Source organism: Pseudobutyrivibrio sp., assembly GCF_015057185.1.
GTDB lineage: Bacteria > Bacillota > Clostridia > Lachnospirales > Lachnospiraceae > Pseudobutyrivibrio.
In genome coordinates this window covers 1-24,301 of the sequence record NZ_SVEV01000040.1, presented here as the reverse complement: position 1 = coordinate 24,301, position 24,301 = coordinate 1, and the positions used below count along the sequence as shown (strand labels likewise).

Annotated in this window: 24 protein-coding genes; 17 read left to right on the top strand and 7 right to left on the bottom strand. The window is 38.7% G+C overall.

Annotated features, from left to right (window positions below):
* Positions 1-84: 84 nt before the first annotated feature.
* From E7276_RS13605 to E7276_RS13580, 6 genes are all read left to right on the top strand, one after another.
* Positions 85-1,266 carry an ABC transporter substrate-binding protein gene (locus tag E7276_RS13605; protein WP_294218694.1) on the top strand — a complete coding sequence of 394 codons (1,182 nt, stop codon included), beginning with the start codon at positions 85-87 and terminating at the stop codon, positions 1,264-1,266.
* 257 nt (positions 1,267-1,523) lie between these two features.
* Complete coding sequence (locus E7276_RS13600; RefSeq protein ID WP_294218692.1) at positions 1,524-2,405, top strand: branched-chain amino acid ABC transporter permease; 882 nt, start codon at positions 1,524-1,526, stop codon at positions 2,403-2,405.
* An 8-nt stretch (positions 2,406-2,413) separates the two neighbouring features.
* The gene (locus E7276_RS13595; RefSeq protein ID WP_294218689.1) at positions 2,414-3,487 is read left to right on the top strand and encodes a branched-chain amino acid ABC transporter permease; all 1,074 of its coding nucleotides are present in this window, start codon (positions 2,414-2,416) and stop codon (positions 3,485-3,487) included.
* Positions 3,488-4,246: an ABC transporter ATP-binding protein gene (locus E7276_RS13590; protein WP_294218687.1), complete on the top strand. Its 759-nt coding sequence runs from the start codon at positions 3,488-3,490 to the stop codon at positions 4,244-4,246.
* A gap of 37 nt (positions 4,247-4,283) precedes the next feature.
* Positions 4,284-4,988: an ABC transporter ATP-binding protein gene (locus E7276_RS13585; RefSeq protein WP_294218684.1), complete on the top strand. Its 705-nt coding sequence runs from the start codon at positions 4,284-4,286 to the stop codon at positions 4,986-4,988.
* Between the two features lie 45 nt (positions 4,989-5,033).
* The gene (locus E7276_RS13580; protein ID WP_294218682.1) at positions 5,034-5,657 is read left to right on the top strand and encodes a cytidylate kinase-like family protein; all 624 of its coding nucleotides are present in this window, start codon (positions 5,034-5,036) and stop codon (positions 5,655-5,657) included.
* Positions 5,658-5,709: 52 nt separating this feature from the next.
* Here E7276_RS13580 and E7276_RS13575 read toward each other — a convergent pair whose 3' ends face one another.
* From E7276_RS13575 to E7276_RS13555, 5 genes are all read right to left on the bottom strand, one after another.
* A complete protein-coding gene (locus E7276_RS13575) occupies positions 5,710-6,354 on the bottom strand; it encodes a response regulator (RefSeq protein WP_294218680.1) in 645 nt (214 codons plus the stop codon).
* Between the two features lie 20 nt (positions 6,355-6,374).
* Positions 6,375-7,007: a sensor histidine kinase gene (locus E7276_RS13570; RefSeq protein WP_294218678.1), complete on the bottom strand. Its 633-nt coding sequence runs from the start codon at positions 7,005-7,007 to the stop codon at positions 6,375-6,377.
* Between the two features lie 361 nt (positions 7,008-7,368).
* The gene (locus E7276_RS13565; RefSeq protein WP_294218675.1) at positions 7,369-8,529 is read right to left on the bottom strand and encodes an ABC transporter permease; all 1,161 of its coding nucleotides are present in this window, start codon (positions 8,527-8,529) and stop codon (positions 7,369-7,371) included.
* Positions 8,516-9,661 carry an ABC transporter permease gene (locus E7276_RS13560; RefSeq protein ID WP_294218672.1) on the bottom strand — a complete coding sequence of 382 codons (1,146 nt, stop codon included), beginning with the start codon at positions 9,659-9,661 and terminating at the stop codon, positions 8,516-8,518. The genes E7276_RS13565 and E7276_RS13560 overlap by 14 nt, the downstream gene beginning before the upstream one ends.
* Positions 9,661-10,602, bottom strand: coding sequence for an ABC transporter ATP-binding protein (locus tag E7276_RS13555; protein WP_294218669.1), 942 nt, complete (start codon positions 10,600-10,602; stop codon positions 9,661-9,663). Before E7276_RS13555 ends, E7276_RS13560 begins: the two co-directional genes overlap by 1 nt.
* A gap of 157 nt (positions 10,603-10,759) precedes the next feature.
* Between E7276_RS13555 and E7276_RS13550 the strand changes: the two genes are divergently transcribed.
* Positions 10,760-13,234: an endonuclease MutS2 gene (locus E7276_RS13550; RefSeq protein ID WP_294218667.1), complete on the top strand. Its 2,475-nt coding sequence runs from the start codon at positions 10,760-10,762 to the stop codon at positions 13,232-13,234.
* Positions 13,235-13,814: 580 nt separating this feature from the next.
* Here E7276_RS13550 and E7276_RS13545 read toward each other — a convergent pair.
* Positions 13,815-16,094, bottom strand: a complete 2,280-nt coding sequence (locus E7276_RS13545) for a cyclic nucleotide-binding domain-containing protein (protein ID WP_294218665.1) — start codon at positions 16,092-16,094, stop codon at positions 13,815-13,817.
* Between the two features lie 324 nt (positions 16,095-16,418).
* Here E7276_RS13545 and E7276_RS13540 point away from each other — a divergent pair, with 324 nt between their 5' ends.
* The 8 genes from E7276_RS13540 (at position 16,419) to E7276_RS13505 (ending at position 22,759) form a co-directional block, all read left to right on the top strand.
* Complete coding sequence (locus tag E7276_RS13540; protein ID WP_294218662.1) at positions 16,419-16,757, top strand: PadR family transcriptional regulator; 339 nt, start codon at positions 16,419-16,421, stop codon at positions 16,755-16,757.
* Between the two features lie 17 nt (positions 16,758-16,774).
* A complete protein-coding gene (locus E7276_RS13535) occupies positions 16,775-17,734 on the top strand; it encodes a permease prefix domain 1-containing protein (protein ID WP_294218660.1) in 960 nt (319 codons plus the stop codon).
* Positions 17,734-18,501, top strand: coding sequence for a DUF4097 family beta strand repeat-containing protein (locus tag E7276_RS13530; protein WP_294218657.1), 768 nt, complete (start codon positions 17,734-17,736; stop codon positions 18,499-18,501). Before E7276_RS13535 ends, E7276_RS13530 begins: the two co-directional genes overlap by 1 nt.
* A 153-nt stretch (positions 18,502-18,654) precedes the next feature.
* Complete coding sequence (locus E7276_RS13525) at positions 18,655-19,605, top strand: 3'-5' exoribonuclease YhaM family protein (RefSeq protein ID WP_294218654.1); 951 nt, start codon at positions 18,655-18,657, stop codon at positions 19,603-19,605.
* Complete coding sequence (gene rlmD, locus E7276_RS13520) at positions 19,605-20,987, top strand: 23S rRNA (uracil(1939)-C(5))-methyltransferase RlmD (RefSeq protein WP_294218651.1); 1,383 nt, start codon at positions 19,605-19,607, stop codon at positions 20,985-20,987. Before E7276_RS13525 ends, rlmD begins: the two co-directional genes overlap by 1 nt.
* Before the next feature lie 863 nt (positions 20,988-21,850).
* Positions 21,851-22,234 (top strand): VOC family protein, encoded by a 384-nt coding sequence (locus E7276_RS13515; protein ID WP_294218648.1) that lies wholly within the window; start codon positions 21,851-21,853, stop codon positions 22,232-22,234.
* A gap of 38 nt (positions 22,235-22,272) precedes the next feature.
* Positions 22,273-22,440 carry a hypothetical protein gene (locus E7276_RS13510; protein ID WP_294218646.1) on the top strand — a complete coding sequence of 56 codons (168 nt, stop codon included), beginning with the start codon at positions 22,273-22,275 and terminating at the stop codon, positions 22,438-22,440.
* Positions 22,403-22,759, top strand: coding sequence for a GNAT family N-acetyltransferase (locus tag E7276_RS13505; protein ID WP_294218644.1), 357 nt, complete (start codon positions 22,403-22,405; stop codon positions 22,757-22,759). The genes E7276_RS13510 and E7276_RS13505 overlap by 38 nt, the downstream gene beginning before the upstream one ends.
* A gap of 123 nt (positions 22,760-22,882) precedes the next feature.
* Here E7276_RS13505 and E7276_RS13500 read toward each other — a convergent pair whose 3' ends face one another.
* A complete protein-coding gene (locus E7276_RS13500) occupies positions 22,883-23,089 on the bottom strand; it encodes a helix-turn-helix domain-containing protein (protein ID WP_294218642.1) in 207 nt (68 codons plus the stop codon).
* 177 nt (positions 23,090-23,266) lie between these two features.
* Here E7276_RS13500 and E7276_RS13495 point away from each other — a divergent pair, with 177 nt between their 5' ends.
* On the top strand, positions 23,267-23,650 hold the full coding sequence (locus tag E7276_RS13495) for a hypothetical protein (protein WP_294218640.1): 384 nt from the start codon (positions 23,267-23,269) through the stop codon (positions 23,648-23,650).
* Positions 23,651-23,963: 313 nt separating this feature from the next.
* Positions 23,964-24,173, top strand: coding sequence for a helix-turn-helix domain-containing protein (locus E7276_RS13490; protein ID WP_294218637.1), 210 nt, complete (start codon positions 23,964-23,966; stop codon positions 24,171-24,173).
* Positions 24,174-24,301 lie beyond the last annotated feature (128 nt).

The following is a 24,301-nucleotide window of genomic DNA, read 5'->3' as shown; positions in this document are numbered from 1 at the left end:
ATCATGAGCATAACCAAACCGATTGATGGAGTTGTATAAATGTAAAAACTTAGTAACAAAACATATATTACGAGGAGGTATGATATGAAGAAAGCAATTAGTTTTGCACTTTGTGCAGCAATGGCTACATCATTATTTGCTGGCTGTGGCAATAGTAGCAGCACATCAGGATCAGATAATGTTGATACATCAGGGGAACTTACATGGAGAATTGGCGGTATTGGACCTATTACAGGTAGTGCTGCTCAGTATGGACAGGGAGTTCAGAATGCTATTCAGTTAGCAGTTGACGAAATCAATGCAGATGGCGGTATCAACGGATATCAGATTTCATTCAATTTCCAGGATGACGAGGCTGACCCACAGAAGTCAGTAAATGCATACAACACACTTAAGGACTGGGGAATGCAGATTCTCGAGGGTACAGTTACTTCAGGTGCTTGTGCTGCAGTTTCAGCTGAGACATACAATGACAGAATCTTCCAGCTTACACCATCAGCTTCATCAACAAGCGTAACAGAGGGAAATGATAATACATTCCAGATTTGTTTCTCAGATCCTAACCAAGGAACAGTTTCAGCAGACTATATTGTTGAGAACAACTTAGGAACAAAGATTGGTGTTATCTATGATAGCTCTGATCCATATTCATCAGGTGTTTATCAGAACTTTGCTACAGAGGCACAGGCACAAGGACTTGAAATTGTTGCAGCAGAGGCATTTACAGCTGATTCAAACAAGGATTTCACAACACAGCTTCAGAAATGTAAGGATGCAGGCGCGGACCTTTTATTCCTTCCATTCTATTACACAGAAGGTTCAATCGTTCTTACACAGGCTAATCAGATGGGATATGCTCCTACAATGTTCGGTGTAGACGGATTTGATGGACTTCTTGATGTTGAAAACTTCGACGTAAGTCTTGCTGAAGGCGTATATCTTCTTACACCATTCGCAGCAGATGCTGAGGATGAGGCAACACAGGCATTCGTAAAGGCATATGATGAGAAGTTCGGTGGCACACCTAACCAGTTTGCAGCAGATGCTTATGATGGAGTTTACATCTTAAAGGAAGCTATTGAGGCAGCTAACCTTACACCAGAGGCTTCTAACGAAGAAATCTGCGATGCACTTATCGCACAGATTCAGCAGGTATCATACAATGGACTTACAGGTGAGAACATGACATGGAATGATGCTGGTGAAGTTTCAAAGGCACCAAAGGCTGTAATCATTAAGGATGGCGGTTACGTATCTGCAGAATAAAGTCCGCTGGTCACATTAAAGTCCGCTGGTTACGTTCAAGTCCGCTAGTTACGCTAACAAGCCATAGTATTTCTCAGCTCGACTAGAATGTCTCGCTTGAGAAATCTATGAGCTTGATAGCTACTAGCTCACTTAGAGAATACAGATACTCGAGTTATCCACTCGCATAAATAATATACTGTATCAAAGGCGATGCAACTTCACTACTACGTAGGCGAGCTGCATCGCAATTAATTTTCTGAAAGAGAGTTTTAGTTATGGGATTTTTAACTTATCTTATTAATGGATTAAGTTTAGGAAGTGTATATGCCTTAATAGCTCTTGGATATACCATGGTTTATGGTATTGCTAAGATGCTGAACTTCGCTCATGGCGATGTTATTATGATTGGCGCATATGTGGTATTTATGACAATGTCCAATACGGGGTTGCCTATTCCAATTGCAATAATCTTATCTATTATATGTTGTACTGTTCTTGGAATGGTAATCGAAAAAATTGCATATGCTCCACTAAGAAAGGCAACTAACCTAGCAGTTTTAATTACTGCCATTGGTGTTAGTTATTTTCTACAGAATATTGCATTAATGATATTTGGTTCAAATCCTGTATCCTTCACATCTGTAATTAGTTGGGAGGGCCTTTCATTTGCAGGTGGACAGCTTAGAATTACTGGTAATGCAATTGTTACTATTGTTGTTTGCTTGGTAATCATGGCTGCACTAATGTGGTTTGTTAAATACACAAAGCCAGGTCAGGCAATGAGAGCAGTGTCAGAGGATAGAGACGCAGCAATGCTTATGGGTATCAATGTAAATGCCACAATTTCCTTAACCTTTGCAATTGGTTCAGGACTAGCTGCTATTGCTGGTGCATTGCTTTGTAGCTCATATCCATCATTAACACCATATACAGGCTCAATGCCAGGTATCAAAGCATTTACTGCAGCGGTATTTGGTGGAATCGGATCAATTCCTGGAGCTTTAGTTGGTGGATTGTTACTTGGAATTATTGAGATTTTAGCAAAGGCTTATATTTCAAGCCAGTTAGCAGATGCTATCGTTTTTGCTGTTCTTATAATTGTTTTACTAGTTAAGCCTACAGGTATCTTAGGCAAGCAGATTAAAGAGAAAGTGTAGGTGGGAGCATGAAGAAATTAAATAAATCTACACAAAAGTTAATAACATCGATTTCAGTTATAGCGCTAATATACATTATCGTTTGTATTATGGATGGCACAGGTAACCTTAGCTCCTTAATGAAAGGACTTTTGGTACCAGTTTGTGCATACTCATTAGTTGCAGTTGGATTAAATCTTTGCGTTGGTTATTTAGGAGAGCTTTCTCTTGGACATGCAGGGTTTATGTGCGTAGGTGCATTTTCATCTGCATTCTTTTCAAAAACCTTCATGGACGTTATTCCAGACGGACCAAGATTCTTTTTAGCAATTGTTATTGGCACTGTGATGGCTGCTTTATTTGGATTTTTAATTGCCATTCCTGTTCTTAGACTTAGCGGTGACTACTTAGCAATCGTTACACTTGCCTTTGGTGAAATTATAAAAACTGTTATTACAGTTTTATATGTAGGTGTGGACTCAAGAGGTGTTCATGCATCTATAAAGGATATGATGTCATTAGGTCTTGAGCCTGATGGAAAGCTTATTTTAAATGGTGCCCAGGGTATCACTGGAACACCTAGACAATCTACTTTTACACTTGCTGTTCTTCTTTTGATTTTAGCCCTTATTGTGGTTCACAATTTTGTTAATTCAAGAACAGGACGAGCAGTAAAAGCTATTAGAGATAATCAGATTGCAGCAGAGACAGTAGGTCTTCCTATTACAAAGTACAAGCTTATTGCATTTACACTTTCAGCAGCCATTGCAGGAGTTGGTGGTGTGCTTTATTCACATAATATTAATATGCTTGTTGCCAACACAAATAACTTTGGCTACAACATGTCTATCATGATTCTAGTTTATGTAGTATTAGGTGGAATCGGTAATATCTCAGGTTCTGTAATTGCAGCAGCAGTACTTACAATGCTTCCTGAGCTTCTTAGAGATTTACAGACATACCGTATGTTGATTTATTCAATAGTTCTTATTTTACTTATGTTATTTAACTGGGCACCAGCTATTTTGAAGTGGCGTGAAAAATATGGACTTACAACTAGTGCCATTGTTAATAAATTTAAAAAGACTAAGGAGGTGCGCTAAATGAGTTTACTAGAAGTAAATAGCCTAGGCATTTCCTTTGGAGGTCTTAGAGCTGTAGATGAGTTTAATCTCTCTATTGAGCAGGGCGAATTATATGGTTTAATTGGTCCTAACGGTGCAGGAAAGACTACTGTTTTCAATATGTTAACAGGAATTTACAAGCCTACCGATGGAAAAATTTTCCTAGATGGCAAAGATATTACGGGAAAGAAAACAGCAGAAATTAACAAAGCTGGTATCGCAAGAACATTCCAAAATATTCGACTTTTTGGCAATCAGACTGTTCTTGATAATGTAAAAATTGGCTTACACAATTCCTTTGAATATGGCACAGCCACAGGGCTATTTCGTTTACCAAAATTTTTCAAGGTTGAAAAAGAAATGGATAAAAAGGCCCTTGAAATCCTTTCTGTGTTTGGACTAGACAAGCAAGCCAGCGTATTAGCATCAAACCTACCATATGGTAAGCAGCGTGAGCTTGAAATAGCTAGAGCCCTTGCTACTAATCCAAAGCTTCTTCTTTTGGATGAACCAGCAGCTGGTATGAACCCAAATGAAACAAGAGATTTGATGAATACAATTGCCTTAATTCGAAAAGAATTCAATGCCACAATCTTATTGATTGAACACGATATGAAGCTTGTGTCAGGTATCTGTGAGAAGCTTACAGTATTGAATTTCGGTAGTGTTTTATCACAGGGCAATACTAGTGATGTTTTGAACGACCCAGAGGTAATCAAGGCATATTTGGGAGAATAAGCTAGCCTTATATAGCGTAAATTATTTGAGGTGTTAAATGTTAAAGGTAGAAAATTTAGTTGTAAATTATGGAGTTATTCAAGCTCTTAAGGGAATAAGCTTTGAAGTTAATAAGGGAGAGGTAATTGCTCTTATTGGTGCAAACGGTGCAGGAAAGACAACTACACTTCAGACTATCTCGGGAATGCTCACTCCTGCTTCAGGCCAAGTCCTATTAAATGACGTAGATATTACTAAAGTACCAGGGCATAAAATCGTGTCTATGGGCCTTGCACACGTGCCTGAGGGACGTAGAGTTTTTCCGGGCTTAACAGTGCTTGAAAACTTGAAAATGGGGGCTTATACTAGAAGTAACAAGACAGAAATTGCTGATACATATGAAAAGGTATATGAAAGCTTCCCACGACTCAAGGAACGTCAGAATCAGCTTGCAGGAACACTTTCCGGAGGCGAGCAGCAGATGTTAGCTATGGGCCGAGCTCTTATGAGCAATCCAAGTATTGTTCTTATGGATGAGCCATCTATGGGACTTTCTCCAATCTATGTTGATGAGATTTTTAATATCATTCAGTCAATTTCTGATGCAGGCACCACGGTACTATTGGTAGAGCAGAATGCAAAAAAAGCACTTGCCATCGCAGATAGAGCATATGTGCTTGAGACAGGAAATATAGTTCTTTCAGGTGATGCAAAGCAGCTTATGAATGATGACTCTATCAAAAAAGCATACCTTGGTGAATAAGCATTTCTTAAGCATTTAAGAATGCATTCAATTGGAGGGGTAAGCATGGAAGACAAGAAGCTAGTTATTACAATTGCAAGGAGTTATGGTTCTGGAGGTTTGACATTAGCAAAGAAGCTCTCTAAGGAATTGGGGATTCCTGTCTATGACAGAGAGATTCTTAGAATGGCGTCAGACCAAAGTGGTATTAACGAAGAGCTATTTGGTCAAGTTGATGAGACTGTCCGAAAGATTTTCTTATCAACAAAAGGCAAGTACAAGGGCATGCCATTAACACCTGAGTACGCAGCATTTACATCAGACGACAACTTATTTGAGCTCCAAGCAGATGTAATCAAACGAATTGCCAATACTCAGAGCTGTATATTTGTAGGCCGTTGTGCCGACTTTATCCTCAGGGATAGACCTTATGTACTGTCACTTTTCTTTTATGCTTCAGAGGAGGATTGTCTAGAGCGTCTTCGCAAGCAAGTAAGCGGAACTGACGAAGAACTGCTCAAGCGAATGCATGACATCGACAAGCATCGTGCCGACTACTATCGATACTACACAGGACGCGATTGGAACGACGCACGAAACTACGATTTCTGCCTAGACACAGGCAAAATGGATTACGACAAACTTGTAAAAGTCGTCAAATCCTACATCGAAATCAAAAACCAAGAATAGCACCCAAGGGCTGGATCATCTCCAGCCCTTTTAATATGCCACCTAGCCCTTACTAGGTGCTGGCGTTCTTCAGGTAGAAGATGGCCAGCTGGGTGCGATCTCGGAGTTGTAGCTTTTCTAGGATGGTTGAGAGGTAGTTTCGTACGGTGCCTTCGGAGAGGAAAAGTTTTTGTGCGATTTCCTTGTTTGAGTAGCCCTCGGCTACCAGTTGGATGACCTCGTATTCTTTTTCGGAGATGTCGCTTCCTTTGTAGTCGAACCCGGTGCTGGAAGTGGTAGAGGACATAAGGGCTGGAAGCTTGTCGACTATGGCACCTCCAAAGACGCTTTGGCCGTCGATGGCGGCATGTAAAGCTACGGGTAGGGACTTGTAGTCCTGTTTTAAGAGATAGCCGCGTACGCCAAGCTTTAGGGCCTTTACAATGTATTCGTCGTCTGAGAATGTGGTAAGGAATAGGATGACAGCATCTGGATGCTTTGCCAAGATTTGTTCAGCTGCTTCTAATCCATTTGTGTTTTCCATTCTGATGTCCATTAGCAGGAGATCAGGGGAGTGTTGGTCAAAAAGCTTTATGGCTTCTTCGCCACTATTGCCTTTGCCAATAACTGAAAAGCCTTCTTCGGCATTGATTATCATTTCTAAGGACATTGTGATTAGTTCATCATCGTCTATTAACAAAATTTTTTTGGTATCCATAAAAACATCTCCCATGTTCTTTATTTTTCGTTCATGCTGTATGGAAGTCTAGCAAATACAGTGAAACCATCATTTGTGTAGAAGTAGGCATCTCCACCAAGGGAGCGAGCCCTGTTTTTTATATTCTCAAGCCCTATGCCCTCGTAATCATCAGAATTAATTCTTTTGATTGCGTTGTCAGATAAGGTTCCGTTGTCTGAAACTGAAATGGTGCAGAAGCTGTAGTTTCGTTGGAGAATGATGGAAACGCTGTCACCATTTGAATGCTTGAGTATGTTGGTGACGGCTTCCTTTAAAATTCCAATTAGCGAAAGCTTGATATTGGTAGGAATTGATTCATCAATATCTAAGTCAGTGGTTATGGAGAAATTCTTTAATTCTCCGATGATTTCTGTAAAATTCTTTTGTAAATCAATTGAGTCATCGTGTAAATCGTGAACAGAAGAACGCATCTTAGCCATGGATTCGTCTAAAGTGGCAGATAGCATATCAAGCTGCGGTGTTAAATTTTCATCTTTGTTTACTACAGTAATGGCTCCTAATAGGAGTATGGCTCTGGAAAGCAGGTGGCCGACATTGTCATGGATTTCTCTTGCTATACGATTGCGTTCCGCTAGAGTAGCCAAATGAACCTGCTGGTCCTGCTCTGACATAAGTCTTTTATTTTTGTCCTGTAATATTTCTTCTAATTCTTTGCTGTCGTCACGGGTGCGATATAAGAGCCTCTTGCATTCAAGAAGCTTTTCATAAAGATATAGGGATATAAATGAAAAGCCGGCTATTAGAAGCAAAAAGCATATTAGAAGAGGAGAATAATCAAATATGAAAAAATAAACAAGGGTAAAGAAAAAAGGAAAAGCAGTTAGTGCTAAATAAATGATTTTATTGTCTATTAAAAGGCTGATTTGAAGTATTAAAAAAACGCAAATAGACATTACAACTGTAGTGGTTGTAATGCCCTTTGCATTTATTAATAGAGTTAATCCTAATGCCGTTAAAAAACGTATGATAACATCAAATAGCATATTGTTCCTTTTTCCTAGATACAATCATTCCAGCTGTAAAAAATACCAGGGCAAAGAGAATTTCAATAACTAAATAAGAAGCGAATTTGCCGCACCAGATATTTCCAACTGGGTTGTCATTTATAAATTTGATAGCTGTGGTGTACCAGTAAAGAGGCATAAAATGCGCAACCTTTATTATTGAAGAGGATAAAAATTGTGTGTCAACAAATACTCCGCAAAGGAAGCTCATTGAAAGGACAACCATGTTGGCAACCATATTTATCAGGTTCTCATTGGCTGTTAGTGAACAAATGAAATATGCCAATCCAAGGCCTACAAACATAAGAGAGTAGGTATCAATAGCGTAGAACCAAAACTTGTTATCGTTTACTGAACCCATCACATGAATAACTAAAATAGCAAAGGTAGTAAGGATAGTGCCGATAAAGAAAACCGCGCCGATTGCAGCTGCATTCCTGGTAAAGAAGTGCATTCCACTAACAGAAATGCGGTTGCTAACATCCTTGTTTTTCATGAAAGTAACAACTGTTGCACAGCATATACTAAGAATCATCAATAGAGTGTAGCCATTGAATAAAAACATTCCTGCGAAAAATGAGCGGTGATTCTTATCAGATTCATCTATTATAGTGGCCTTTGTTTCGTTGAGCTCTATCATCTGTTCATGGGTGAGAGAAATTGCCTCAGCTTCGCTATAACCACTATTTAAATATATCACAATGTCCTGTAAATAGTCATTAAGCTTCTCAGTTAAAAGGAATTGTGAAGCAGTAGTTCCAGGGGCAATATAAGTCAGGAGATTTTCAGTATCTCCTGATAATACTTTTGACTCAAAGTCCTCAGGAATAATTAATGCATAATCATAGATTGAAAAGCGAGCATTGTCGTTCATTACCATTGGGTCATCAGTTTTTGGTGAAACCACATTTTGAGTTTCCTCTAGATAATCAACAACGGCCTTGCTGAGGGTTGAATTATCATTATCTGTTACAGCTACGGTGACTGTAACTTCTTCAAAGGCTGTATCCTGTGTAGAAGCATTGGCTTTAGCCTGCATATTTCCAAAGATAGTAAAAATGGCAAGATAAACAATTATAGTCATGATATTGGCCTTTAATGATTTTAGTATGGCTTTAAAGACTGACATATTTTCTCCTCCTTAAAAGGAATGCACTTACTAGAAGACTAATTACAATCATTGAACACATAATAGCCACGTCCCGGTAATAAGTCTCTGTGCGACCATAGGTTGAAAGTGTGAATAGGCTATCAACTAAAAGTGAAGCAGGGTTGATTCTGTTTAGTAATGGACAATTGTTTTCGATGACCTGTCTGACCTGATGCCACATGAGGCCGCTGCAAAATGAGCAAGTCATTGTAAAACAAAGTGGCACAACAACTAACAGGTGGCTGTTCTTTATAAAGGAGCCAATAAGAACTCCAGCAGAAACACCTAAAGCACTACCTAGTGTTGTAAGCAGTAAAACGTTCCATAGTGGGGCTCCAAAGTTAATTTTTAGTATTTCCTGCACGTAAATAACTACTATTGCATTAGTGACAGATTGAAGAACTAGGGCAGCCAAAATACCTGCGGAGATAGCCATCAGCTTGTTAGTAGGGGAGCACTCAAAGCGCTTTCCTTGCTCGGTCATGTTTGCACATATACCTTCCAATATATCTGTGCTAATCCATGAACTAAAAAGCGAAGACATGGCAATGAGCGCAAAAAAGTATTGAATATAAGGTGAGGTATTTGTGCCAAAATCATATCGTTCAACTGTGGAAATGTTATCCATAACCATACTTATTGTTGTAGGAAGATTTTCTGGGTGTTCTACTGCCACTGTTTCAATAATGGCCTTTTTATTTTTATATTCCCTTACAATTTGATTAAGGGTAGTAGCGGTAATGCCATTTTTTGAAACAAAGGTTTCGATGCCATCTTCTGACTCCAAATATATTCCTGAGATATCGCCGGAATTCATTGCTTTAATAGCTTCATCTTTGGAGTTGTATCTGTGAATGGAGAGCACTGCCATCTGATCATTTGTTCCCTCGGACAATTCCGTAAGTACGGCTTCAAAGGGCGATGCATCGCCAACTGTGTTAACGTAGCCAGCTTCTATGGTGGAAAAATTATCCGGATCATCCTTTATTAAATTTCCGAATCCAAGATAGAAAACAGTTGCAAGTACAATTGGGAAAATAAAATTCCAGCCTACGTTGTAGCGATTTCGAGTAATCTCTTTTAATTTATAAACGAAAATTCTTCCGAACATTAATCTCTAAGCTCCTTTCCTGTGATTTCCAAGAAAACATCATTTAGAGTAGGTAGTTCTGTGGTTACATGACCGAATGGAATGTTATTGTCTGTTAAGTAGCTAAGAACGTGAACAAGATTATGTTCTCCGCCATCACACTTGATAATAACGTCATCGCCATCTTCCTTTATCTTATAAACATGATTGATTTCCTTTAATCCATTAAGAATTTCTGGTGATTTATTAGGTAAACCAATGCGAATTGATTCTCTGTTAATAAGAGTGGATTTAAGCTCTGCTGAAGTACCGTTAGCAACATTTTTGCCATGATCCATAATGATAACTCTTGAGCAAAGAGCCTCAACCTCTTCCATATAATGGGAGGTATAAATAATTGTTGCCCCCTGTTTATTCATTTTCTTAATGCCCTCTAGAATTGCGTTTCGGCTTTGTGGATCTACAGCAACTGTTGGTTCATCAAATATTATTAGCTTTGGCTTGTGGGCAATTCCGCAGGCGATGTTAAGTCTTCTTAGCAATCCCCCTGAGAGATTTTTAGGCTTGTATTTTTTGTATTCCATAAGACCTGTAAAATCTAGGGCTTCTTCAACATACTGCTTTCTAAGAGCTTTATCCTTGATGTATAAGCCGCAGAAGAAATCAACATTTTCGTATACATTCAAAGTGTTTATAACTGCAACATTTTGCATTACAACACCAATCTGGGATTTAATATTGTAAGCAACGGGGCTCATTTCTTGGCCAAAGATTTCAATCTCGCCTTTATCAAAGCTTAGAAGAGAAAGAAGGCAATTTATTGTTGTGGTTTTACCGGAGCCGTTAGGACCGAGAAGTCCAAGAATTTCTCCTTCTTCTATATTTAATGAAAAATGGTCTACAGCTACGTTGTCCCCATATCGTTTAACTAGATTATCGATTTTTACAATACTCTGACTCATATTTTTCATATCTCCTTTTGAATTACGTGAAATTTAAATTCTAGAATTATAATACATTGGATAAATGGTCATAAACAGTGAATAGAGTCACTATGTTATGTGACAAATGTCATGTAAAATGGTACACTTCATGTTGAAAAATATTAGGAGTAAAGTAATGAATCTAAAAGTATTAAAAACACTAGAATACGACAAAATTATAAATAGATTATCAGAGTTGGCTACATGCGAATCTGGAAAGCTCCGCTGCCAGCAGCTACTTCCAATTAATGACAGAGAGGAGATTGAGACACTCCAAAAGGAAACCGCCTGTGCCTTTAATCGACTTATAAAGGTTGGAGATGTTAGTGCCAGCGGTACTACGGATTTGCGTTCATCACTTGCACGACTTGAACTTGGTTCTACTCTAACAATAGAAGAGATACTTGCTGTTGCATCAGTGCTTGAGGTAACAAAGCGTGTATCTGCATATGGTAAACAGATGGAGGAAGAGGATGCCCTTAGTTTCTACTTTAATGGCCTTTCACCAGAGGTTGCCATATTAAATGAGATTCGTCGATGTATCATTGATGAGGAGACAATTGCAGATGATGCCAGCACAGCACTTTTTGATATTAGAAAGGGAATGCAGCGTACAAATGACAAAATCAAGAGTGTAATGAATTCTCTTCTAAATAACTCCACAACTAGAGGCTACTTGCAGGAGCCTGTAGTTACAATGCGACAGGGAAGATACTGTCTTCCTGTTCGTTCTGATTACAAATCGAGAGTACCTGGTATGGTTCACGACCAGTCATCAACAGGTTCTACATTCTTTATTGAGCCAATGCAGGCCGTTGATTTGAACAACGAGATGCGTGAGCTTCAGGTAAGAGAACAGGATGAGATTGAAAGAATTCTTGCAAATATTTCAAATAGAATTGCTGAATCCGCTGATGGAATTATTAGAAACTTTGAGCTTTTAACAGAGATTGATTTCATTCTTGCAAAGGGACGTTATGCTGTTGAGCTAAATGCTACAAGCCCAGAATTCAACGAAGATGGAATTGTAAATCTCAGAGGCGCTAGACATCCACTACTTGACCCTAAAAAGGTGGTTGCTACTGATATTAAGCTAGGAGAGGACTATAATCTGCTTCTTGTTACTGGACCAAATACTGGTGGTAAAACTGTTTCATTGAAGACCTGTGGTCTTTTGACTCTTATGGCACAATCTGGACTTCATATTCCTGTTAAGGATAGAAGCCAGGTGGCAGTGTTTGATGATGTTTATGCAGATATTGGCGATGAGCAGTCGATTGAGCAGTCGTTATCAACATTCTCATCTCATATGGTTAACATTGTCCACATTTTAGAGGCAATTAATGGTGGAAGCTATTCTCATGAGACAGAGGATTTAATCGCCAAAAACAAGAAGGATTTCAAGAATTCCAAGGTAATATATGGTAAAAATACCCTAGAAAAAGTGCCACAGTTTTTAATTCTTATAGATGAGCTATGTGCTGGTACAGACCCAAAAGAGGGTGCTGCTCTTGCCCAGTCTATACTTGATAGGCTACATACACTTGATGTACGTACTATGGCTACCACCCATTACAGCGAATTAAAAGTATATGCACTCTCAACAGAGGGAGTAGAAAATGCTTCTTGTGAGTTTTCTTTGGAAACTTTAAGTCCAACTTATCGATTAATTATCGGTGTACCAGGAAAATCAAACGCATTTGCAATATCTTCAAAACTTGGAATTCCTAGTGAGTTAATTTCTGATGCAAAGAGCCGATTGTCTGAAAATGACAAATCATTTGAAGATTTGATGGTAGATTTAGAACAGAAACGTCACGAGGTGGAAGAAAATGCAAGAAAAGCTGCATCAGATTTGGCTGCTGCGGAGCAAAAATTGGCTGATGCAACTGCTCGTGAAGAAAAAATTAAGTCACAGCGCGAAGAACTTATTAGACAAGCTCACGAAGATGCGGCGGCAATTTTACAGGAAGCAAAAGATATCGCCGACGAAACAATTCGAGACTTTAATAAATTTGGAAAAGGCAGCGGAAATATCTCTGCCATGGAAGCAAAACGTCAAGCTCTCGGCCAAAACATCAACAAGTCAAAGAGCAAGGCAAAGGAAAAGAAGGAAGTTCAAGAGAATCACAACGTACCTACAGATTTGCACGTGGGAGACAAGGTAAAGGTTCTTTCAATGAACCTCACTGGAAACGTATGCTCAGTGCCTAATGCCAAGGGTGATGTGACTGTCCAGATGGGCATTATGAAGTCCACCGTAAACATCAAAGACCTAGTTCTCATCGAGGAAGAAGACAAGTTCGTACCAAAGAAGGGTACAAGAGTCAAGAACATGACCTACGGAGGCTTCAACAAGGCAGCATCAATTTCTCCAGAAATCAATCTCCTTGGCTGCACCGTAGACGAAGGTATCGCAAAGCTCGAAAAATACCTAGACGACGCCTACATCAGCCACCTTACTTCAGTCCGCGTAGTTCACGGCAAGGGCACAGGTGCTCTCCGCAAGGGCGTGCACCAGTACCTGCGCAAGTGCAAAAACGTAGCCGATTTCCACCTAGGCGAATTCGGCGAAGGCGACGCAGGCGTAACCATCGTTACCTTCAAATAGTAACCCAGGCTCCCTCCCGCGGCTCCACCAGCTGCTCCACCGGGGGTCCCATAAACAATTTTGCGAATATTATAATTTTCCAATATGCAAAAAGGGAGCATCTCGCAAGTGTCTTTTGATGGATGAACTATTTTGAAAAGTGTTTTTCATGAGGCGGACACTTTAAGATACTAATAGTACATCTCAGAATACAAGGAACTTGGGCTCATGCTCCGTTCACCAAGAAAAATTAAAAAACAGGATTATCATATATTGGCACCATGCTCTATACAACATCGTGTTGCGTGTCGCATTTGCGCCGCCGTCCTAGCGGCGCATGCCAATATATTGATAATCCTGTTTTTATTTTTCTAGGTTCACTCCAAAATCGCCCAAGTTTCCTTGTGTCTGAGATGTACTAGTGATTATAGGTATTGTGTGTCCGCCTTAAAAAAACAGCTTTTCAAAATTGTACAGACATACAAAAAACACTTGCTAATTAAAGATGCGACACTTTGCATATATGGAAAATATAATATTCTTGCAAAGTTTATGGGACCCCCGGTGGGGCAGCTGGTGGAGCCGCGGGAGGGAGCCTGGGTTACATGCGAAGGTATTCGATGCCTTTCTTGACTTCGTCGGGCACTTCGCCGCCGTTCTTTTCTACGCGGTCAATCATGGTTTTGAGGTGGTTGACAGCTTGCGCAGTTTTGATTTCGTGGCGTGAGAGCACCTGTTCGTACATTGGGTGGCTGGATACCTTGGCTCTGTAGGCTTTGGAGAAGGTGCAGTATTTGTTGAGGATATTGCGCTCCGGTTTGTTTAGGCGGATACTTCCTTGGGCTTCAAAGTTGATCCAGATTGTGTATTGCTTTGTAAAGGCTTCACGCATGTTGTTGCGGGAAGACTTGAGTAATGTCTTGACTTTTTCTTTGTTTTCGGCAGATAGTTCTTTGTTTTTGCGGTAGAAAGTGAAGTAGTCGTAAAAGTCTGAGGTGAGGCATTCACTTCCGATGTCGTTCCAGCGAGGACCTTGTTCTTTTCGGCAGATTTCCCAGCGAAATGCTCCGCAGCAGTAGATCATCATTTTGTCTAGGTCATCGAATGTAAACATTGGGAATACGAATCGGCCAGGGCTGTCTACCTTGATGCCACCACATTCCTGCCACATCATTGCACGCATTCCGCAGTTTGGAAGTAAAATGATGTCTGGTGCAACTCGTTTTGGATAGGCTTCGCTTTTTACGTTGGCGTCCATGTCAGTAAAGAAGGCTTCACGAAGGAAGATTCCGTAGTCAACTTCTTCGATTTTTCCAAGTGCTTCCATTAATTTGGCGTTGGTTAGAAGCATTCTCATTGGTTCTGCTCCAAAGTCTTCCTTGGTGAGAACAGGACAGAAGGAAGACATTTTTCCTGATGTTGTTCTGTTGGCAGATACAAAGAAGTTGTTTATTTCAAATTTTACTTTTTGTTCTTGGTCGTTCATCCAAGTAGGCATATCTGCTTCAGAAATATTGCCTATTTTTCTTTCTTCCAGCACGAATCCACGGTAATCTAAGTCTAATTCGTTTTTGCTAGGCTCGCGCTCGCCAGCATAAACTGCTCTAAGCCATGAGTATATGGTGAAGCAATGCTCACTTTGACAGAGAGTGTCTAGGCGCTCACATATGTCAGCTAGCTGATAGGTTAGCTCTTCGCCAACTGCATTGTAATCTATGTATCCAAAGTTTAAGAACATTAATATGATGGTGTCTAACTCGCCACCATAGGCCTCAAATTCTAGAGCTCTGAAGAAGGTCTTCAGATAAATGTCATAGAATAAGTCAACTGCTTTCTTACGAACCTTTCGTTCGTTGTCCTCTTTGCCTTCACGGTCGGAAAGTGCAAGGAAGGCGTCAAGCTGCTGCCTGTATTCTTCCACCTTGTCTTCTTCGATTTCAGCAAATTCGCAGATGTGTTCAAAGGTCTGAGTGAATTCAGCCTGCTTTTGCATTTTCGCCTCATCAAAGGCTGCAGCGCTGGCTTCAAAATCGTGCTTGTCGTATTCACTCCAGCGTTCCTTTAGAAGAGCTTTGTCATAGAGACCAGATTGGGATAGGAATTTATAAAGCATTTTCATAAGCTTTATAGTGTCATCTTGTGCGGCACCTCGTTGAGCAGCATATATTCTTAAATTAAAGATGAGCTCAAACATATCGCCTTTGTCAGAGGACAAAAGAATTGGTGCAAATTCATCAAGATAGAAGCCCATAATTTCAGTACATTCTATGGCACGCTTCATATAGCCACAGCTGATGCCTATAACACCGTTTACAATTTCTGTGCGTTTGCCGTATATATTTTCAATTTCTTTGTTGTCTACTGAATTAAGACTATCAATATAGTCGTGTTCCCACTTGAGAATCTCGTTTTTCAGCTCAAGAGGCTCCATTTCTTCAAGCATAGGTATTTCCTCAGGGGTCATGCCTATAGCTCTGCATTGCTTACGATATTCAGTATGAATTCCACGACAGTAATCAGAAAAATCATCAACCTTTTTCTTGTAGCTATCATAAATGGCAAAAACATCACGACACTGTCTGAATGCACCCTTGGCGAAGCCAAAAATGTAGACAGGCTGTTCATTAAAAATGGCATCAAAATCAGCCATTGATTTGTAAGGGCACTTGATAACAGTACAGTCCTCTGCAACAGTGTAGTCAGCTTCATACTTTAAATTAAGAGCATCAGAAAGACCTACAACAGTGCCTGGACCCAAAGAAATCTTCTGACCCTTCCATTCCTGTTGTACTGTGCCTTTAAGGACTACGTATACACACTCAACGGCATCGCCTTCATTTATTAATTTTTTGCCTTTTTCGATAGTAATTGGTTCTAACATTGTTCCTCACTCGCATAATACGCCATATTCTATTTCTAATTATAGAAAAGTCTGAAAACTATTTCAATTGCATCTAAGTGGTTCACAGAAATTTAAAAAACTAGAATAATACACGGTTTTTGATAGTTTGAAGACTATTTTAAAAATAATGTGTTGACATACTTCATCAGTCGTAGTATATTTACTTCGACAGACGTAGTATTACGATAGTCGTTGTATTACGACTATCGTAGTACTGCCACGACGCAGCCCATTGCCGAAGGCAATTATAAATGCTGCGTCTTCCCGTAAATGTAGACCAACAAAAAAATTAGGAGGATGACAATGGCAGAGATTAGTAGTGATGTAATTCGTGGCTACAATGACACCATGATTCTCTCCATTCTCATTAAGGAACCATCCTATGGTTACGAGATTTCAAAGCAAATCAAAAAAATAACAGATGAGAAATATGTCATAAAGGAGACCACGTTATATTCGGCCTTCACGAGAATGGAGAAAAACGGGTACATTGAATCATTCGTCGCAGATCCTGACCCAGAAGGAAATGGCAAGAAACGAACATATTACAGGGTTACCCAGGATGGGAGAGATTATTACCAAACAAAGTGTGAGGAATGGGAGCTTACAAAAGAGGTTATTCAGCGTTTTATAGAAAAATAGACGGTAGGAGATGAATTATGGAAACAATAAAAAGTTATTTAGAAGCAATGTTTGCAAACATGCCAAATACTGCCGAGGTTAAAAAGGCAAAGGCAGAGCTTTTACAAATGATGGAAGACAAATACAATGAAATGATTTCAGATGGTATTAGCGAAAATGAGGCTGTTGGTACAGTTATTTCAGAGTTTGGAAATCTTGATGAGCTGGCTGAGGATTTAGGACTTACAAAGGAAGTTGAAGAGGTTCATGAGAGACAGCAGGAGTGCCCAGCAAGATATGTGTCAATGGATGAGATTAAGGATTTTCTTAGGTCTAGTGCTAACAGTGCACTTCGTATAGCAATTGGCGTTTTCCTTTGTATTACTTGCGTAATCTATCCAATTTTGTGGGACTCATTTGGAAATGGCAAGGGTGAATATGGTGCTGCTGGAATGTTTATTTCAATTGCTCTTGGAGTAGGATTATTTGTTCTTAGTGGTGTACTTGGACGCGATTGGGAGTTTCTAAAAAAGGAGCCATGTAGAATTGATATGGCAACAGCAGACTACATCAAAAATAGAAGAAATGGCTTTAAAACAACTAGGGCGATAGCGTTAACAGTTGGTATTATGCTTTGTGTAATCTGTGTTATTCCATGCATGCTTAATGACTTGGAGGTTATGCCGGTTTTCATGTTTTTATCAATCGGTATTGGTGTTTTATTAATTGTTTATGTATCAATTATTCAGGGAAGCTTTGAAACAGCACTCAAAATTAACGATGAGAAAACAATAAGCGGAACCTATAATGATTATCAGAAGCATTACACAAACAAAACTGTTAAGGCTGTAATGTCGGTATACTGGAGCACAGTTACTTGTATATATCTCATAGTCAGTTTCTTAACATTTGCTTGGCATATCACTTGGATCATTTGGCCAATTGCAGGAATTCTGAACAAGATTATTAACGTGGCATTTGCTGAGGAGGAAGAGTAATGAAAAAGAAAAGCTATCTAATTATAATTTGGATAATAACACTTATAGCTATAGTGGTAGGTGTTTGCATAAATGTAATGGGTTGGTTCAATCCTTTTATTGGGAAGATAGTTGAAGATGAATATACTTTTGAAGGTAAAAACATTGATACCATAATTATAGATGCAGATATTGCCGATGTTACATTTTTATCAGGGAATTCCCTTGAAGTTGTGACCAATTATCCTGAAAAGTTGGCACCAACAGTATCTGTTGAGGGTTACACAATCAACATTCAACAAAAGGTAGGAAAATGGTACAACAATGTTGGATCTAATAAAATGGAAATTAAAATTATAATTCCATCTGATTATACTTTTGTAAAAGTATCCACAAATACAGACGTTGGTGATATGGATATTTCTAATGTAAATGCGGATGCAATCTCAATCACAGCAAATGTTGGTGATATTAATGCATCGAATATTAGTGCAGATAATATGACAATTACATCAGGTGTAGGAGATGTCAAGCTTCAAAACATTAATTCTACAGAGGCGGCATTTACGTTGGATGTAGGTGATTTTGAATTAACTAGTGGCACAATTAAAACAGTAGAAGTTAGTACTGATACGGGTGATATTGATTTGACAGCAGATTTTGATGAATTAGATGCACAAAGTGATGTCGGTGATATAGATATTCATACAGATAGAGATTTGGACGATGTTAAAATTAAGGCGGGAAACGACGTAGGTGACGTATACGTTAACGGTGAAAAATGGTAAATTTTAATAAATAAAGTTAGCCCTTCGGTTCTATTTTTAGAAGCCGAAGGGTTTTGTTTTACATTGATTATCTGTCATCCATTTCGTATAATTAAAAGAGATTTTTGCAGGCTTACTGCACTGCTCCATACGGGGCTTAGATTGGAGAATATATTGAAGTACATTAATACACTCAAAGAGGGAGACAGAGGCACTGAGACATATCTTTGCAAGAAAAAAACTCAGGGCATTTCAAAGACAGGAAAGGCATTCGAGTCACTTACATTATGTGACAAGACAGGCACTATTGATGCCAAGATTTGGGATGTTGATTCCGAGGGGATTAGCGATTACGACGAGTTAGATTTCATTACAGTTACTGGTGATATCACTAGCTGGAATGGAGCTTTACAATTTAATATTAAGCGCCTTCGCAAGGCTAACGATGGCGAGTTCGAGATTTCTGATTACATTCCATCCAGCAAAAAGGATGTTAATGTTATGTGGAATGATTTGACTGCACTTATCAATTCCATCCAGGCGCCATACATGAAGACACTTCTTAGAAAGTACTTCGTAGAAGATAAGGCGTTTATTGAGGCATTCAAGGCACACTCAGCGGCCAAATCTGTACATCACGGATTCACAGGAGGTCTTTTAGAGCATACACTTTCAGTTGCAACTAACTGCGATTATTTCAGCAAACAGTATCCATTTTTGGATAGAGATTTACTTATAACAGCAGCCATTTTCCATGACATTGGAAAGGTAAAGGAGCTTTCAGATTTCCCACGTAACGATTATACAGATGAGGGACAGCTTCTTGGCCACATCTATGTTGGCGCTACTATGGTTGATAGAACTATCGATGAAATCGAAGGGTTCCCAGCTGTAAAGAGAAAAGAACTTATTCACTGTATCCTTTCTCATCATGGAGAGCTTGAGTTTGGTTCACCAAAGAAGCCTGCTATAGCAGAAGCTATTGCTCTTTCATTTGCAGATAATCTCGACGCAAAGCTTGAGACTATCTATGAGGCTCTCGAGAATGTTGAAGAGAATAATTTGACATGGCAGGGATTTAACCGTCTACTTGATTCAAATATTCGTAGAACAGGGAAAAATTAATGAATAAAAACGATATTGTAAGATTAACAATAGAAGATATGTCCCTTGAAGGGGCTGGAATTGGTCACACTGATGGTGTGACCATTTTTGTCAAAGACGCAGTTGTCGGTGATGTATGTGATGTCATCATCACAAAGGTTAAAAAGACATATTGCTTTGCAGCATTAAAAGAGGTTGTAGAGGCTAGTCCTTTTAGAGTAGAGCCAGCTTGTCCTAACGCAAAGCAGTGCGGCGGCTGTCAGATTATGCAGGTGGATTACGGCAAACAGCTGGAGATAAAGGATAATATTGTAGCAAACAATCTGGTTAAAATTGGAGGATATGATAGAGCATTTGTTGACTCTATACGAGAGCCAATTCTTGGAATGGAAGAGCCATTTCGCTATCGTAATAAGGCCCAGGTGCCTATTGGAGTGGATAAGGATGGCAATATAATCGCCGGCTTTTACGGGGCGCGAAGCCATCGCATAGTTCCATCTGATGATTGCAAAATCTGCTCGAAAAAGAGCATGGATATCGTATATGCGGTGATTGATTACATGAAGAAAAATGGCGTTGCAGCCTATGATGAGGCGAGTGGCAAAGGACTCATTCGCCATGTTCTCGTTAGAGAAGGTAAGGCAACAGGCGAGACTATGGTATGTGTTGTTGTAAATGGTGACAAGCTTCCAGTAGTAGATTCCTTGATTGCTCATGTTAAAAAAGTAGAGCCAGAGCTAGCCTCATTAGTGCTCAACACCAATACACGCCGGGACAATGTCATTATGGGCTATGAGACTAAGGCACTTTATGGCAAGGAAGCTATCCGTGACACTATCACACTTACAAATGGAGATACCATTTCATTCGATATTAGCGCCAATTCATTTTATCAGGTCAACCATGACCAGATGGAGCGTTTATATAGCAAGGCATTGGAGTATGCAGATTTGCACGGCACAGAAGAAGTGTGGGATTTGTACTGTGGTATCGGCACCATTTCTCTATCTATGGCAAAGCATGCGGGCAGAGTCATCGGTATTGAGGTAGTACCACAGGCTATTGAGAATGCCAAAGCAAATGCAAAGCTAAATGGTCTAGATAACGCAGAATTCTACTGTGGCGAAGCCGAAGTAGTCCTTCCGGAAATCTACGAGAAAATGTCTCATCCAGATGTCATCATGGTGGACCCACCTCGCAAGGGTTGCGATGTGGTTGCCCTTGATACAATGGTAAAGATGCAGCCAGACCGCATTGTCTACGTCAGCTGCGACAGCGCCACCCTGGCTCGAGATCTCAAGCACCTTGAGGAGAATGGATATCATTTGCAGAGGTACACAGTCTGCGATCAATTCGGTCATACCATGCATACTGAGACTGTTGCACTAATGGCAAGAATATAGTTAGTAAAAGCAATAGCGTAATTCTAATGTCATTTTCATCCTATGACTTTAGTATTACGCCTGTTTTTTATGGTAACTTTTTGTAGCCTGCTACTATGAGCTTTGTTCATACAAGTAGAGTATGATTTTTCCTTAACGTACTATAAATATTCAAATTTTTTATCTGATATAGTGCATTTTGGAGCTACTTGACTATATATATTTATCCTGCCTAAAACTTATAGTAAAAAAATCGATTTTATGACTATAAATGGTTGTTGTCTCTCTTTTTTATAGTCAATTTGGACTAAAACGTACTATAAATAATAGCTTTACTTTTCTTTTATAGTACATTTTATTTTTTGGTACTAAGAGGGAGTGCTTTTTTATTTGGTTTAGTACGACTTTTACAGAGGTACTAAGGAGCACTGGCATTTCCATTAGGTTTAGTGCCTTTTGAGTTGATAGTACTAAACAAGTTGTAATATTTACTATGGTTTAGTGAAATAAATACTTATGGTACTAAGGAGAATATGATTTCCTCTTCAGGTTTAGTATATCTAGATGAAATCGTACTAAGAGAAATCAGAGTTTTTTCTCAGGTTTAGTACGCTTGAAAAAATGATACTAAGAGAATGCGGTTCATTTTCAAAATATTCCTGCTCAAGAGAAACAATCATTTTGTAAGATGGTGATACTGTAAAATATAAAGCTTTGGTTGATCAATTAAGTGCGAACAATAAGTTGAAATTAAAGTAGTCAGTGGCATTCATTACAAAAGAGAAGAGAAAATTAGTGTAAAGCAGGCTCAAATAAGTGAAGTTAACACTGTTTTTATAAATATTGGATAATGTATGATAGGACGTAGTTTGTAAGGAGAAAGTATGAGAATTGAACATGTTGCAATGTATGTTAATGATATAGAAAATGCTAGAGATTTCTTTGTTAAATATCTTGACGGAAAATCTAATGACGGTTATCACAATGTGAAAACTGACTTTCGATCTTATTTCATTTCTTTTGAGGATGGGGCGAGATTAGAAATAATGAATAGACCTGATATGATTGATGAAGTAAAATCTTTGAATCGTACAGGGCTAATCCATATAGCGTTCTCTGTAGGAAGCAAGGAACGTGTAGATGAATTGACCGAGCGCCTAAATGCAGCGGGTTATGATATTGTAAGTGGTCCAAGAACAACTGGGGATGGCTATTATGAAAGCTGTATTATTGCAATAGAAGGAAATCAGATAGAAATAACGATATAATAACTTAGATTTATTGTAATAAATGGAGGATATATTCTATGGAACTAGTAAGAGTACAGGATTCTGATTATCGAAAAACATATGAGCTTTATATGTCATTTCCAGAAAATGATAATGGATATATGAATAATGTATATGGCTACAACTATGAACAGTTTCTTGAGTGGATTGAAAAAAAACTGGTCAGTGGGGAAAGACTTACCTGATGGATTTGTACCTGATACTACATACGTGCTCGTGGATGATGATGTTTATGTAGGGGTATTTAATCTTAGACATTGCCTAAATGATTTTCTAAGAGAAGGAGCTGGGCATATTGGCTATTGTATTTCAGAAAAATATCGCGGGAAGGGATATGCAACTAAAGGACTTGAGTTAACCCTGACTAAAGCTAGACAGAAGGGGATTGATGAAGTCTATATGTCTGTAAACAAGGATAACCCTGCGAGTCTTCGGGTGCAGATAAAAAATGGAGCATATATTCACCATGAAAATGAGAAAGAGTATTTTACAAGGATAAATTAAGTTGATAGTGGGTCATAGCCAGAACTAATTTCCAATTATTAATGTTATAGTTAAATAAATATTGGAATAGAATATAGGTCAATAATAAAGCACAGGAGATTCCTTACGGATATTCTCTTGTGCTTATTTTGAATTGGATAATCCTAAAATGTAATCAGAAGAAACTTTATATAGTTTACATAATGTAATTAAGTGGTGTATTGGAAGTTCGTTAGCACCTCTTTCATAACGAGCATACATTGTCTGAGAAGTGCCTAAAACAGAGGCAACATATTCTTGTGTGTAATCAGAGTCTTCGCGTAAATCTCTTAATCTTCTAATATAATCCACAAGAATAATACCCCCTTCCCGATTAATATGTTTAAGTATACTTAGTACATATATTTACTATTGAATTTAGTACATATCTTTACTAAAATAATTTGTGAAGACTAAAAAATATTTTTTGGAAAATTATTCCAAATACATTTTCTGTCTAATAAACCGACAAAAGAGAGGAGAGAAATAATGAAAGTATGGAAATTGGTTTCGGGTATTTTATCAATGGTTTTCTTTGTATTGGTTGCATTCCAATCTTGCGCAGCAGGTGTGTCTAACACTCTAGAAGAAAATGGTGAAGTATCAGGTTCGGCGGGAATTCTCGTTGCTGTTTTTATGCTTGCAGGTGGTATCGTTTCAGTTGCAACGAGAAAATCTCAAGGCAAGGGTGGTAATATTGCATTAATAATCTTATTTGGTATTGCTGCTTTAATAGGATTTACAAATTATGGAAGCTTTTCAGATCTTGCAATTTGGTCTGGATGGTGTTTGATTAATGCAGTACTTGCGGTTGTTGCAATAATTACAGGTAAAAAGAAAAACAATACAGATGATGTAACATCAGAGAAGTAATAAAAATAAAGAATTTGAAAGGTTGTGGAGAGATGACATCCATAACAAAACGCCCTCCGAATCAGCAGTTTTTCTTTAATACTACTAATTTGAAAGGGCGTATTCGAGAGCTTTATATTTGTCGCTTACATTATAGTTTAATAAAAACGTCTAGAAGCCTTGGCCCTATTGGTGCCGAGGCTTTATTTTGCAATCAATAAGACTTTTATCATAGTATTTATGGGCTAGAAGTCATCAAAACATTTAATAATTACACATTGTGTAAGAATAGCGAGTGGATTATAATATACACAATGTGTAAAAGAGGCGTGCAATGGAAAAAGCAAAAAGAATAAAAGAATTACGGGAAAGTACTGGTATGAATCGCAAAGAGTTTTGTGACTATTTTGATATTCCTTATAGAACTGTAACTGAATGGGAACGAGGCATGAGGCATGCGCCAGACTATGTTATAAGATTGTTAGAGTACTACATTGGAATGGAAAAGTTAGTTAAAGAAAAAGAAATGAGCAAGCACAGTTAGACATAGGCACTACCCGTCAAAAGAACTCGTTTCATCATTCATAATAAAATTGGATTGAATTATATAAATAGCATTTTTGAGTTCAAGCTAGCATATATCTGCAGACGAAAAATCGACCGTAAAATGGT

Excerpts from the sequence above, each read along its gene's own strand:
- E7276_RS13605 (WP_294218694.1), top strand. The coding sequence starts at position 85 with ATGAAGAAAGCAATTAGTTTTGCACTTTGTGCAGCAATGGCTACATCA.
- E7276_RS13600 (WP_294218692.1), top strand. The coding sequence starts at position 1,524 with ATGGGATTTTTAACTTATCTTATTAATGGATTAAGTTTAGGAAGTGTA.
- E7276_RS13595 (WP_294218689.1), top strand. The coding sequence starts at position 2,414 with ATGAAGAAATTAAATAAATCTACACAAAAGTTAATAACATCGATTTCA.
- E7276_RS13590 (WP_294218687.1), top strand. The coding sequence starts at position 3,488 with ATGAGTTTACTAGAAGTAAATAGCCTAGGCATTTCCTTTGGAGGTCTT.
- E7276_RS13585 (WP_294218684.1), top strand. The coding sequence starts at position 4,284 with ATGTTAAAGGTAGAAAATTTAGTTGTAAATTATGGAGTTATTCAAGCT.
- E7276_RS13580 (WP_294218682.1), top strand. The coding sequence starts at position 5,034 with ATGGAAGACAAGAAGCTAGTTATTACAATTGCAAGGAGTTATGGTTCT.
- E7276_RS13575 (WP_294218680.1), bottom strand. The coding sequence starts at position 6,354 with ATGGATACCAAAAAAATTTTGTTAATAGACGATGATGAACTAATCACA.
- E7276_RS13570 (WP_294218678.1), bottom strand. The coding sequence starts at position 7,007 with ATGTCAGAGCAGGACCAGCAGGTTCATTTGGCTACTCTAGCGGAACGC.
- E7276_RS13565 (WP_294218675.1), bottom strand. The coding sequence starts at position 8,529 with ATGTCAGTCTTTAAAGCCATACTAAAATCATTAAAGGCCAATATCATG.
- E7276_RS13560 (WP_294218672.1), bottom strand. The coding sequence starts at position 9,661 with ATGTTCGGAAGAATTTTCGTTTATAAATTAAAAGAGATTACTCGAAAT.
- E7276_RS13555 (WP_294218669.1), bottom strand. The coding sequence starts at position 10,602 with ATGAGTCAGAGTATTGTAAAAATCGATAATCTAGTTAAACGATATGGG.
- E7276_RS13550 (WP_294218667.1), top strand. The coding sequence starts at position 10,760 with ATGAATCTAAAAGTATTAAAAACACTAGAATACGACAAAATTATAAAT.
- E7276_RS13545 (WP_294218665.1), bottom strand. The coding sequence starts at position 16,094 with ATGTTAGAACCAATTACTATCGAAAAAGGCAAAAAATTAATAAATGAA.
- E7276_RS13540 (WP_294218662.1), top strand. The coding sequence starts at position 16,419 with ATGGCAGAGATTAGTAGTGATGTAATTCGTGGCTACAATGACACCATG.
- E7276_RS13535 (WP_294218660.1), top strand. The coding sequence starts at position 16,775 with ATGGAAACAATAAAAAGTTATTTAGAAGCAATGTTTGCAAACATGCCA.
- E7276_RS13530 (WP_294218657.1), top strand. The coding sequence starts at position 17,734 with ATGAAAAAGAAAAGCTATCTAATTATAATTTGGATAATAACACTTATA.
- rlmD (WP_294218651.1), top strand. The coding sequence starts at position 19,605 with ATGAATAAAAACGATATTGTAAGATTAACAATAGAAGATATGTCCCTT.
- E7276_RS13515 (WP_294218648.1), top strand. The coding sequence starts at position 21,851 with ATGAGAATTGAACATGTTGCAATGTATGTTAATGATATAGAAAATGCT.
- E7276_RS13510 (WP_294218646.1), top strand. The coding sequence starts at position 22,273 with ATGGAACTAGTAAGAGTACAGGATTCTGATTATCGAAAAACATATGAG.
- E7276_RS13495 (WP_294218640.1), top strand. The coding sequence starts at position 23,267 with ATGAAAGTATGGAAATTGGTTTCGGGTATTTTATCAATGGTTTTCTTT.
- E7276_RS13490 (WP_294218637.1), top strand. The coding sequence starts at position 23,964 with ATGGAAAAAGCAAAAAGAATAAAAGAATTACGGGAAAGTACTGGTATG.